Raw genomic sequence first — 11,154 nt, forward strand, 5'->3', positions numbered from 1 at the left:
TTTGATTTCAGAGCGGTAAACAGGTGCATGGGTCGTCTCCTTGGTTGAAGAGGGTCGGGTCGGTGGGAAGGTCGATGACGGCGTAATTGCCGTCAGGATCGAGCCCGAGAACGCGGGCGATGCTGTCGATCCGGCGGGCGGTGCCACGTCCGGAAATGAACACGATCATGTCGATCGCCTCGGCAATCAGGCGGCGCGGCACGGTGACGACCGCCTCCTGGACGAGTTGCTCGATCCGGTAGAGTGCGGAGGCCGCACTGTTCGCGTGGACGGTCGCGATGCCGCCGGGGTGACCGGTATTCCAGGCCTTCAACATATCGAGCGCTTCTCCACCGCGCACCTCGCCGACGATGATCCGGTCGGGCCGTAATCTGAGCGTCGAGCGGACGAGATCGGCCATCGTCACCGCCCCTGCCCGCGTCCGCAGCGCCACCGTATCGCGGGCGGGCGATTGCAGCTCGCGGGTGTCCTCGATGAGGATCACACGCTCGTCGAGATTGGCCATCTCGGCGAGCAATGCATTGGCAAGCGTGGTCTTGCCCGAGCTCGTCCCGCCTGCGACCAGGATATTGCGCCGGTCGACGACGGCGAGCGACAGACGCCTCGCGATGTCGGCCGCCATGATGCCGTCGCTGACATAATCGTCGAGTGTGTAGATCCGTGTCGCCGGTTTGCGGATCGAAAAGCAGGGCGCGAGCGAGACCGGGGGCAGCAGGCCTTCGAAGCGTTCACCCGCCCCTCGCCATGCGGTGGCAGCTCTGCCGAGACGATCGGCGACCCGGCATGCGCTTCGGTCCGCGCGTGCGCGGCAACGAGACGAATGATGCGTTCGACCTGCGCGGGATCATAGCGCACGCCGGTATCGGTCCGGCCCTCGCCGAGCCGGTCGAGCCGCAGTGCCCCGTCGGGATTGACCATCACCTCGACAACGAGAGGATCGGCGAGCGCGGACGCGATCGTCGGGCCCATCGCGGTCCGAAGCATCGCGCGGCGACGGCCATTCGAGACCGAGTCCTGGACCATGTCGCTCATGACCCGATCTCGGTGTCGGCGGCCCCAAGCGTGCGCTTGCCGCTCGCTAGTTGCTCGCCGACGATCCTGATATATTCGGCAAAGCGCGCACGGCCGGCAGCGCGGGCGATGTGATCGGCCTGCGGCAGCTGCGCGTTGACCGAGAGATAATATTGGACAAACAGCGCAAGGCTTTCGAGGACGATGTTCACATCGCGGGAGATGCGTTGCTGATCGCGCGACATCCGGTCGAGCCGCACTTTCAGCAGATCGTCGATCTTCTTGCTGCCCTGCCGTTCCAGCCAGTCGGCGACCGCAGCATTGACAAGATGGCTCTTGTTGCCGCCGGGGCCTGCAGCCAGCGCCTCGAGCGCATCGTTGAGCTTGCGGTCCAGATAGAGGTTCTGGCGGACCTTGGTGATGCCCCTCATAGTCCGAGCCCCGGAGAGTCGATGGCAAAGACACGAACCGCTGGCGCTGGCCCGCGTGCACGGTCCATAACGGCCTTGGTGGAGACACTGTCGGCGTCGTCCTCGATCTCGAGTTCGAGCTGCGTCGCGGGTTCGACCGGTTTCCTAGGGGCCTCAGCGGCAAGGCCGGGATGACGTTCCTGCTGCAGTCCACCGTCTTCGGGTCTGACGGCATCTTCGGCGCGGACGAGCCGGGTGTCGGTCGAGCGGACAAACTTGCCCCAGTCGTTGCTCCGAGCCCTGGGCCGGTCGGCATAAACACCGTCTGACAGGATGGGTGCGGCGTGGACGCGTTGCTGGAAATTGCTGTCCTCGAAATAGCGCAGTTTGGACGCCCGGATCGGCGCGAGGCCCGAGATCAGGACAAGCTCATCGGTTGGCGGCAATTGCATGACTTCGCCGGGCGTCAGCAGCGCGCGTGCGGTTTCCTGGCGGCTGACCATGACATGCGACAGCCAGGGTGCGAGCCGGTGTCCGGCATAGTTACGCATCGCGCGCTGTTCGGTCGCCGTGCCCAATGCATCCGATATGCGCTTTGCGGTGCGTTCGTCGTTGGTGGCAAAGGCGACACGAACATGGCAATTGTCGAGGATCGAATTATGCTCGCCATACGCCTTTTCGATCTGGTTGAGACTTTGGGCGATCAGGAAGGCGCGGATGCCATAGCCTGCCATGAAGGCGAGACTGGTCTCGAAGAAATCGAGGCGGCCGAGTGCCGGGAACTCGTCGAGCATCATCAGCAGCTCGTGTTTGCGGTTATGCGTGCCAAACGCATCGAGATGCTCGGTCAGGCGACGACCGATCTGGTTGAGCACAAGGCGGACCAGCGGCTTGGTCCGGCTAATGTCGGACGGGGGAATGACGAGGTAGAGCGAGACCGGTCGGTCGCCCTCGATCAGGTCGGCGATGCGCCAGTCGCAGCGCGAGGTGACCTCGGCAACCGTCGGATCGCGGTAGAGGCCGAGGAAAGACATGGCGGTGGACAGCACGCCCGAGCGCTCGTTCTCGCTCTTGTTGAGCAGTTCGCGCGCCGCAGACGCAACGACGGGATGAACCTTCGGGGCATCCTTGTCGCCGAGATGGTTGGTCGCCATCATCCGGTTCAGTGTGGACGCGAAACTGCGCTGCGGATCGGACAGGAAGGTCGCGACGCGCGCCAGTGTCTTCTCTTCCTCGGCATAGAGCACGTGGAGGATCGCGCCGACGAGAAGCGAGTGGCTGGTCTTTTCCCAGTGGTTGCGCTTTTCGAGCGCACCTTCGGGATCGACGAGGATATCGGCGATGTTCTGGACGTCGCGGACTTCGTTGGCCCCGCGCCGGACTTCGAGCAGCGGATTGTATCGTGCCGACCGCGCGTCGGTCGGATTGAACAGCAGGCAGTGCGAAAAGCGCGACCGCCACCCGGAAGTCAGCGTCCAATTCTCACCCTTGATGTCGTGAATGACCGTCGAGCCGGTCCATGACAGCAATGTCGGCACGACCAACCCGACGCCCTTGCCCGAACGCGTCGGTGCAAACGACATGACATGTTCGGGGCCCGAGTGGCGCAGATAGCGATCACCGACGCGACCGAGCAATACGCCGCTGTCGCCATGCAGCCCTGCCTTCTCGATCTCAGGGCGCGACGCCCAGCGTGCCGATCCAAAGGTCGTGACGTTGTTGGTTTGGCGTGCCCGCCAGAGCGATCCACCGATAGCAGCGGCGCAGGCTACGAAACCACTGGCCCCGGCCAGCATGCCAGCCTTGTCGAAAATGTCCCGCGCATAGGCATCGTAATGATACCACCAGCCGAACAGTGCCCATGGCCGGTAGACCGGCAGGCCGGCCGCCACCGCCCACGGCCGCCCGAGTTCGGGCTGATAGGCCAGCATTGCTGCTGCCCATTGCGTCGCCGCCCAGAGGCCTCCGAACACGATGCCGAAGACAATGAAAATCTGGCCGATCAAGAGCTTGGTGGGTGTCATGGGTGTCGCTCCCGCGAGGCAAGTGGCCCGGCAGCAACACTGTCATCTGACGACCCGACAAACGGAATGGATGTACGTGGGGGAATTGGGAGGGATATGGGGGAACGTGGAGGTGGGGCACTCCGACCTCTGATGTTGCAAATTCTATGTCAACACCCTAAGAATGATATGGAACTCAATCATTCAGGAGAATGAGCGTGGCAACAGCAGTATTGGTCGGCGAAAGCCAGGCGAGTCGGGTACTAACCGAAGCTGTCAGCAAGATCGCTGCCTGCTGGAAGCTGTCGAACGAACAGCTTGGCGCGATCCTGGGGCTATCGGCGGCGTCGGTGTCGCGACTGCGCTCCGGGACCTTCGAACTTGATCGGACGAACAAGGCGTTCGAACTTGGACAATATCTAGTGCGACTGTTCCGCAGCCTCGATGCCCTCATGGGCAGCGACGACCAGGCCTCGATGTCGTGGCTGCGTACCGTCAACCTTGATTTGGACGGCCGTCCGATCGACCTGATCCGGTCGGTAAAGGGACTCGGCGAAGTCACGAATTACGTCGATGACTTCCGCGCCCGCGTCTGACATCGTTCCGACGCCAGCCGACTTTCGCCCCTATCGCGGCAAGGTCTGGCGTCTGGTCGAGGCACAGCACCGTATTTCGACCAACCGGCTTGCTGGCAATGCCGAGGACCAAGCTTTGCTCGAAAATCTCGTCGAGGATGTAAAGCCGACATTACCGCTTGCGGCACGTGGTTTCCATTATCTGCTCAGCACCCCGTTTCGCTATGGGCACTCGCGCGCGTCACGTTTTCGTCGCGCCAATGAGCGGCCCGGTATCTTCTATGCGTCTGAGCATGTCGAAACTGCCGTGGCGGAGACCGCCTATTGGCGCTTGCTGTTTTTCTCCCGCTCGCCGGGTTTCAGGCCGCCAACCACCGTTGTGGAGCATTCGGCGCTCACAGTTCCGGTCACCGTCAGTCGCGCCCTCGACCTGATGAGCGCGCCCTTCGATACCCAGGTGGCGTTATGGATGGACCCGGGAGATTATTCGGCATGTCAGGCGTTTGCTGCCAAAGCGCGAACCATAGACGCGCAACTCATTCGATATGGATCAGTCCGCGACCACGAACACCGAGCGAACATCGCAATGCTCGATCCAAAGGGGTTTGCCGCACCCACGCCGACGATCGAACAAACGTGGCACTTTCGCTATGAGGCGGGACGGATCACGGTGTTTGCCGCATTTCCGTCGATCGCCCGATATTCGTTCACGTTCGAGATATTCGGACTCTTGGCACCGTAGAAAAATAACGTCGTTAGACTGCTAGGGGAACTCGGCCTCGCTTCGCAGCTGTGCCAGCCTTTCGAGCGAAACCTGCTCGACAATATCACGGAGCGTTCGCACGCAGGAAGAGATCGCCGCAAGGTCATCAGCGCTGATCTCATAGCTGTCTGAATATCGCGCTTCAACATAGGCGCGTTTGACCAATTCAAAGCGTCGTCGGTCAGACCTCATTTCTCGCGGCCACGCGGCAATTAGCCTTGGCTCTTTGTCCTCCGCCAACGAACGCAGGAATTTCACGTTATGCGACCGTGGGAAATAGAGCGTTCTGACAAGAAGGAAGCAGGCGTAAGCCGTTTCGGCTGCTTGATGTAGGTTGAACGCAGCCTTGTTTCGCCAATCTGCGGTAGAGCCCTCGCCCATGGCTAAGTCCGACATACGCAACCAGTTGTCCAAGGATGAACGTTGACGCGTCAGATAGTCAGCTGCCATCTGGTATGCATCGACCGGGGTCAATGGCATCGGTGTCGCTAGGGCGCTGCCGGGCAATTCGTACAGCATGATGCCGTCGCGCGCGATATCGACCCAGAAATACTCGCCCCGCCGGAGCGCCTGATTCACCTCTTCAAGCGTATGGACGATGATGTTGACCGGTCGCGCAATCTCGGGATCGCGCTGGATTTTGTCCTCGGCGACATACCAGTAATCGGCGACGTCGGTCAGGTCTTTGTGGCTGACGATCACGAGCAGATCGAAATCGGACTGGTAGCCATTTTCCGGCTCGTCGACCCAGTCGTCGCGCGAATAACTGCCGAAGAGAATGATCTTGAGGATCTTGCCGTTCTTTTTCCACGGCTGCGTGGCGCGCGAAATCGCTGACGAGAACTCCTCCACCAGCGTCTGCTTCGCCCACTCCAGCTCGCTCTGCTGGCGCGGTGGCAAATGATCTATGTCGGCGCGCACTGGGCGATTCTCGCGGTCCTCACGCGGAAGGGCAAGCACTTTCCCGCGGCGCTTACCCTTCAAGTCATCGATTTTTACAAAATTAGAGGAACAAATTTGTTAGGTGTTTTCATTAAATCGTGTTTTAATGATTTCATGAAAACGTTAAATAAAAATGTTGAATTAGAGGACCATCTTCAAATTCAGGTGCCGGCCGAAACGAAATATGATCTCCGCCTCAAAGCGCTTAATAGTCGTGAATCTATCAGGATGGTCGTTCTGAAGGCTCTTCAGGCTTACGGAGTGATCGTCCCCATCGAAGCAATTTGCGATCGAAGAAAGAAGCATTGATGGCTAACAACTTCATTCCTCTGACCATCGATGAATATGCACGACAAGCTGCACTAACGGACCAAAAAAAAGGAAAGCATGCCCTTAGCTTTTCAATGCTTGGAGTATTTGGCGAAACCGGGAGTCTGCTCAGCGAAGTAAAAAAGAAGCAGCGAGATAAAGCATCTTATCTTGGATACGCCGAAGCGGTTTCAGAGGAACTCGGCGACGTTCTATGGTATCTGGCATCTGTCGCGCGCCGGAGTGGCATTCCTTTCAGTTGTATTGCTGCCAATGCGTTGGACGAAACTCGGCTGGCAGATTCAGCGGATGATAGTTTGACGTTTCATGCGCTGCAGCCCGCCCACATCCCCATGACAACGGAGCCTTCCGCGCAATTTGAGCGAAAACTGCTCGCGCTCGCTGGCCAGATTGGGTTGCTAATCGATGGCTACCAATCAGGCGCTCTGAAAGCTCGGAAACAAATGTTGTCTTGCCTGACGCTCGTGATGCGTCACCTTATCCAAGCGGCAAACGACTCCGGTGTGACCTTGGAAGTCGCAGCTATCAAAAATCAAAAAAAGATTTTCGACCGTTGGCCCGGTGACCGGACATTTCCGGAACCCTTCGACGCCGCAATGGAGCCCGAGGAGCAGTTACCGCGAAGCATGACTATTGATGTGTTCGAACGGTCGGTCCGCAAGCAGGTATATGTTTTTCAAAAATCGAATGGCGTTTTCGTCGGTGACAGATTGACCGACAACGCTCTCGAACCAGATGATTACCGCTTCCACGACGTATTTCATTACGCACATGTAGCAGTTCTGGGCTGGTCGCCCGTCGTCCGCGCGCTTTTACGGCTGAAAAGAAAGAGCGACCCGAAGCTCGATGATGCTCAGGATGGAGCGCGCGCAATCCTAATCGAAGAAGGAGTGACATCTTGGATATTTGGCCAGGCGCAGCAACTCAATTTCTTTAAAGACGTGAAGAAAGGCGGACTTCCGCTGGACATGCTGAAGCACGTTCGCCAGTTCGTCACCGGTTACGAATCGGAAGACTGCCCATTGTGGCTTTGGGAGGATGCTATCCTTCAAGGCTATGCAGCTTTCCGATTCCTTCAAAATAATCGTCGCGGCCGGGTCAACATCGACTTCCGGAACCGACGACTTCGTATCAGGGAATTGCCACTATGACGCCCAAGCATTTCGTATCACGGCTTGCGGAATTTAGCGCGCCGTCGGTGTTCAATCCATGGGCAGAACATTGTAGCCTCCATGATCGCCCAGATGCGGCCGCGAAGCGCCGAGACAATCTGACGCGCATGCTCGAAGCCGTTCTCGATGCACAGGCCGAAACTATTTGGATCGCGAGGGACCTTGGTTATCGCGGTGGACGCCGAACTGGCGTACCGCTGACCGATGAAGTTCACCTTGCTCATGCAGGCGCTCTAATGGGGGGAATCTCATTCGAGCGCGCTACGCGAGGCCCAGTCGTTGCTGAACGGACTGCTGCGATAATATGGCGTGTACTCGCCCAGATCGGGCAACCCATCATGCTTTGGAATGTTTTTCCGTTCCATCCTCATGAAGCGGATGCCCCTCTTTCCAACCGCTGCCATACGCGATCTGAGCGCGTCGCAACATGGGCACTACTTCAGTCACTTATAGAAATGCTACGACCGCGTCAGATAGTAGCAATAGGCAGGGACGCACAGATGGCGCTCGGGGAGCTAAGCATTCCGACACGTGCAGCGCGGCATCCGAGCTATGGCGGCCAAAATGAGTTCATGGCTACGATGCATGCTCTTTATGGCATAGACGAAATGCTAACGAAGTGTGAGCCAAAGTTACCGTTGGAAATCCGTCACGCCACCAACAACAATTTTGCATTTGCCTGATCACACTGCCGCAGCAATTCGGCGATATCTGCTCGAGTGGAGTTCTTGCCATCATTGCGCGGTTGATCAATCTGTGCATGTGTTGAAACAACGGTGAGTGGCCCGACCGCGATACCGCCTTCTTTTCCAAGAAAACTCATCAGGCGTCCGAGACCAATCAGATTGCCGAGCAATTTTTCAATATAAAAATGGTTGCGATAGAACGCTGTCATCCCAATTTTGCGCTGCGCTCCTTTCCCAATAATTTTCAGGCTCGCGAAGCTCAAGCACTGACCGCCGTAGGGTGATTTATCAACATCGCGTGTGGGATCGAAGATGCTGATCTCAAATTTGTTCAACGCACGAACATTCGGATCGCGAATACGTTCGACAATGTCCCAAAGCTGGTTGAAAGACGCACCGCTTTTTTGAGGCATCTGCATCATGCGCTCAAAATAATAACCTGACCAATTGTCGGAACGGCGAGGCAGCCTAGGCATGATATTGTCGCGAAATCGATCAAAAAAAGCTGGGGCACCGAAGCGGTTATAAAGACTCGCCGGGAAAATTGTATTTGCAACGGTTTCAATGGGCTTCTGATTCCATGCCAACAGGAATGCGTCGTGAGCCGCGACAACCGGGTCAGCTAGATTAGCTCGTGCGGTTGGGTCGGCAACGTCGATTATCACATTATATGCCTGATGTTCGGTTTGCACATCGACTAAACGTACAGCTTCACGCCATGCAGAGACACAGTCAGGCTGTGACGGGATCGGCAGATACATTGATATCCTCCTTTAAACTGGCGGTGGCGAACAAACGTGGATTGAGGAAGCGCTCAGTGAGCCATGCGTGACCGTTGATGCCCCACGAAGAGCCCCAACTGTTTCGTATTAGTATTGCGGTTGATCCATCGATCGTCCCATGTCCAACAGCTACCGTCGCGTGACGGAGAGTCGGCTCAGGAACTTCGTCTAGAGCTGGATCTACAATGCCTGTTAAAGTAGGAACAAAGAACGATGCCGAAAGTGTCTTGAGCAAAATGACTGGTTCTTGCTGATCAAGTTTTTGAATGACGGTCGCCAATATGTTTGACGACGGAATACCACCGCGACGAAAAATTGGAGATAAGTCCGAGGGGGGCAACCAGTCGGCATGATCTGATGGCAAGTCGGATAGGTACGGCCAGCCAACTTCCGGTGGTTGGCCATCATGCCGAAGAGCTTCAAGTATCGATCCAAGCGTCGCACCTTGCACTGGTGACCGGTTTGCTCGGCGCTGAGCATGATAAAAGACAAATTCACACGATAGCGGCGTCCATTCAGGACGAAGTGCTGCATGCGCGTCGCTCGCTGCAAAAGCCAAACATGTTGGGCGTTGAGCTTGGTCGCGCACAGGCCCAAACATTGGCCGAAGATCCGTGCCGATTATAAGCATGGCGGGACTTACGCGGCTTCTAAGAGACGGCGACGCTCTGCGCGTGACAGGCCCTCTTCCTCGGGGCCGGTCAGGTCAATATCCAGCGTAAGTTGTGTCAAAGATGGCGATGGCTGCCAAGGACGGAATTCTTCGATCAGCAAATGCCCACGCGCCGCAAGTTCGGGCGCAGCCGTCACTTGTCGAACGACGGGGCTACCGATGACATCAGTGTCAGCTGCCACTCGCTCATCTTTTACGATAGCAAACCCGCTAGCTACCAGCTGGTCGAAATTCCAGACATAGCCGCCATTGCTGTGTTCGGTCAGGCGCAAAACGAACAGGTCATTCCGGCTGCCATCAATCCGTGTTCCCTCATCCCGCTCCGTGAGAAGCCAGACGTCGCGGCGGTAGTCCGCAGGATGAAAATCCACCAAAAGCTTAGTTTTCAGAAGGCGCGGTTCGGTTTGGCGCAAGCCCTGCATATCCGCGAATGTGATAAGCTCATAGCGCACGAGCGTCCTGCATGTGGCTTCGTAGCTTGCTCCCATTCGAAGGGAAAGTTGGTAGGCGACTTCAGGGCGACGCAAATCGGTGACCCGCCAGTCTTGTCGGGTACAATGCGCGAGAATGAGCCATTTGGGCATCATAAACGCGATAGCAAAGGAGTCAGCTTCGGTTTCTTGAAAGTCGGCAGTCGGTTCGGGCGACGACGGCATTCGACGCAGGATGGATTCATCATCAAGACTCGGTTGATGATCGAGTGAAAAATGACCAAGTTCATGCGCTGCTGTGAAACGCTGGATGCTCATTGACCGTTCAGTGGTGACTAAAATGCCTGGTATAGGCTCATTGAGAAACGCACCGAGCAACCCTCGCAGCGGACGCAGCAACAAGGGTAAGTCGAGCGAAGCTATTGCACCAAAGACGTCGATGGCTCCGGCCCGACTTTCAATCAACGCACGGGTTCCAAGTGTCCGATGCAGCCGTCCTGCTGCCATCGCCCCAGCCCGAACAGCGCTTGGATAATCAATTGCCATTGTCAGCCTTGGCCCACGGCTGTTCGCGTACGGAGATACTCCGCAAATCGGCTCAATTCTTGACGATCAGGCGCTGAAAGGTCTGCTACGCGGCGCGCCAAATGCGCCACATCCACTGGCAGTGATGCCGACACCTCATCTTCGCCCGTGAAATAGCCAACAGATTGGCGATATAATCGTGCAAGGTGCGTTAACTCGATTGCTTCGACCCGACGTTGTCCATTTTCAATATCGGTAAGGGCGGTGCGCGGAATTTTAAGATAGGATGCCACTTCATCCTGTTTAAGCCCGAGATATTTTCGGGCCTCCCTCAAACGATCGCCCAGCTTTTTTCGCTCCAAATCGTCACTGTTGGTCCGGGCTGCCAAATTGCTCATTTCTTTGCTCCTTGCTTCCGAAGCCAAGCCTTCTCGATTTTGGGAATCATGTTTTGGAGTGCCGCTTCAACCGAATTGTAGCCTCCCATTCGGACGATACTTTCCTTGAGCTGGAACCCAACTACGGCATCGAGCACACAGAGCGCGTCAACGATCGTCAGCGAATCCATTGGCACTGCTGATTTGAGAGCGCTGCCCGGGGCAGTAGGTAACGTGATGCCGCGCACTTGTGCTTCTGACTGAGCAACATCCATCAATTCTTGAGTCAGTGCGTCTAAAACGGCCTTCATCGGAAAGGCCTGTATTACGGGTGCCGGTGGAGCAATGGTGGCCATATAATCTCCGCATGATTCGACTACATCCGCCAAGACTTAATGTCGGAATATCCGACATGCAAGATTATTCTACCTTGGATAGAGTGAGATGGCATCGAGTAGACCAAGCAAATGCTAT

At 57.0% G+C, this 11,154-nt stretch carries 14 protein-coding genes and 1 pseudogene; 5 read left to right on the plus strand and 10 right to left on the minus strand.

What is annotated here, in order from left to right; genetic code table 11:
• Nucleotides 1-7: 7 nt before the first annotated feature.
• The 3 genes and pseudogenes from trbB to D3Y57_RS01720 form a co-directional block, all read right to left on the minus strand.
• Nucleotides 8-1,032: pseudogene (gene trbB, locus D3Y57_RS01710) on the minus strand (P-type conjugative transfer ATPase TrbB).
• Nucleotides 1,029-1,442 (minus strand): CopG family transcriptional regulator, encoded by a 414-nt coding sequence (locus D3Y57_RS01715; RefSeq protein ID WP_121150787.1) that lies wholly within the window; start codon nucleotides 1,440-1,442, stop codon nucleotides 1,029-1,031. Before D3Y57_RS01715 ends, trbB begins: the two are co-directional and overlap by 4 nt.
• On the minus strand, nucleotides 1,439-3,445 hold the full coding sequence (locus tag D3Y57_RS01720; RefSeq protein ID WP_121150789.1) for a conjugal transfer protein TraG: 2,007 nt from the start codon (nucleotides 3,443-3,445) through the stop codon (nucleotides 1,439-1,441). The genes D3Y57_RS01715 and D3Y57_RS01720 overlap by 4 nt, the downstream gene beginning before the upstream one ends.
• Before the next feature lie 191 nt (nucleotides 3,446-3,636).
• On the opposite strand from D3Y57_RS01720, the gene D3Y57_RS01725 reads away from it, so the two are divergent.
• Both D3Y57_RS01725 and D3Y57_RS01730 read left to right on the plus strand, forming a co-directional pair.
• A complete protein-coding gene (locus tag D3Y57_RS01725; protein ID WP_121150791.1) occupies nucleotides 3,637-4,020 on the plus strand; it encodes an MbcA/ParS/Xre antitoxin family protein in 384 nt (127 codons plus the stop codon).
• Nucleotides 3,998-4,741, plus strand: a complete 744-nt coding sequence (locus D3Y57_RS01730; RefSeq protein ID WP_121150793.1) for an RES family NAD+ phosphorylase — start codon at nucleotides 3,998-4,000, stop codon at nucleotides 4,739-4,741. Before D3Y57_RS01725 ends, D3Y57_RS01730 begins: the two co-directional genes overlap by 23 nt.
• Before the next feature lie 21 nt (nucleotides 4,742-4,762).
• Here the strand turns inward: D3Y57_RS01730 and D3Y57_RS01735 are convergent, their stop codons facing one another.
• Nucleotides 4,763-5,683, minus strand: a complete 921-nt coding sequence (locus tag D3Y57_RS01735) for a nucleotidyltransferase and HEPN domain-containing protein (protein ID WP_239025784.1) — start codon at nucleotides 5,681-5,683, stop codon at nucleotides 4,763-4,765.
• Between D3Y57_RS01735 and D3Y57_RS20610 the strand changes: the two genes are divergently transcribed.
• Both D3Y57_RS20610 and D3Y57_RS01745 read left to right on the plus strand, forming a co-directional pair.
• Nucleotides 5,663-6,013 (plus strand): hypothetical protein, encoded by a 351-nt coding sequence (locus D3Y57_RS20610; RefSeq protein WP_239025785.1) that lies wholly within the window; start codon nucleotides 5,663-5,665, stop codon nucleotides 6,011-6,013. The two genes, D3Y57_RS01735 and D3Y57_RS20610, sit on opposite strands and share 21 nt — an antisense overlap.
• Nucleotides 6,013-7,185 carry a nucleoside triphosphate pyrophosphohydrolase family protein gene (locus tag D3Y57_RS01745; protein WP_121150797.1) on the plus strand — a complete coding sequence of 391 codons (1,173 nt, stop codon included), beginning with the start codon at nucleotides 6,013-6,015 and terminating at the stop codon, nucleotides 7,183-7,185. Before D3Y57_RS20610 ends, D3Y57_RS01745 begins: the two co-directional genes overlap by 1 nt.
• A 17-nt stretch (nucleotides 7,186-7,202) precedes the next feature.
• Here D3Y57_RS01745 and D3Y57_RS21245 read toward each other — a convergent pair whose 3' ends face one another.
• Nucleotides 7,203-7,430 carry a hypothetical protein gene (locus D3Y57_RS21245; protein ID WP_162986876.1) on the minus strand — a complete coding sequence of 76 codons (228 nt, stop codon included), beginning with the start codon at nucleotides 7,428-7,430 and terminating at the stop codon, nucleotides 7,203-7,205.
• 114 nt (nucleotides 7,431-7,544) lie between these two features.
• Between D3Y57_RS21245 and D3Y57_RS21250 the strand changes: the two genes are divergently transcribed.
• Nucleotides 7,545-7,889 carry a uracil-DNA glycosylase family protein gene (locus D3Y57_RS21250; RefSeq protein ID WP_347400367.1) on the plus strand — a complete coding sequence of 115 codons (345 nt, stop codon included), beginning with the start codon at nucleotides 7,545-7,547 and terminating at the stop codon, nucleotides 7,887-7,889.
• Here D3Y57_RS21250 and D3Y57_RS01755 read toward each other — a convergent pair.
• The 5 genes from D3Y57_RS01755 to D3Y57_RS01775 all read right to left on the minus strand — a co-directional run bounded on the left by D3Y57_RS01755 (nucleotide 7,856) and on the right by D3Y57_RS01775 (nucleotide 11,036).
• Entirely contained in the window at nucleotides 7,856-8,653 is a 798-nt protein-coding gene (locus D3Y57_RS01755) for a hypothetical protein (protein ID WP_121150801.1), read from the minus strand. The genes D3Y57_RS21250 and D3Y57_RS01755 overlap by 34 nt on opposite strands.
• Nucleotides 8,625-9,233, minus strand: coding sequence for a C1 family peptidase (locus D3Y57_RS01760; RefSeq protein ID WP_239025786.1), 609 nt, complete (start codon nucleotides 9,231-9,233; stop codon nucleotides 8,625-8,627). Before D3Y57_RS01760 ends, D3Y57_RS01755 begins: the two co-directional genes overlap by 29 nt.
• 80 nt (nucleotides 9,234-9,313) lie before the next feature.
• Complete coding sequence (locus D3Y57_RS01765; RefSeq protein WP_239025787.1) at nucleotides 9,314-10,180, minus strand: ImmA/IrrE family metallo-endopeptidase; 867 nt, start codon at nucleotides 10,178-10,180, stop codon at nucleotides 9,314-9,316.
• A 146-nt stretch (nucleotides 10,181-10,326) separates the two neighbouring features.
• On the minus strand, nucleotides 10,327-10,701 hold the full coding sequence (locus D3Y57_RS01770; RefSeq protein WP_121150807.1) for a helix-turn-helix domain-containing protein: 375 nt from the start codon (nucleotides 10,699-10,701) through the stop codon (nucleotides 10,327-10,329).
• The gene (locus D3Y57_RS01775; protein WP_121152046.1) at nucleotides 10,698-11,036 is read right to left on the minus strand and encodes a hypothetical protein; all 339 of its coding nucleotides are present in this window, start codon (nucleotides 11,034-11,036) and stop codon (nucleotides 10,698-10,700) included. Before D3Y57_RS01775 ends, D3Y57_RS01770 begins: the two co-directional genes overlap by 4 nt.
• Nucleotides 11,037-11,154: the final 118 nt, after the last annotated feature.

The sequence above is a fragment of the Sphingomonas paeninsulae genome, from assembly GCF_003660165.1.
Classification (GTDB): Bacteria; Pseudomonadota; Alphaproteobacteria; order Sphingomonadales; family Sphingomonadaceae; genus Sphingomonas_O; species Sphingomonas_O paeninsulae.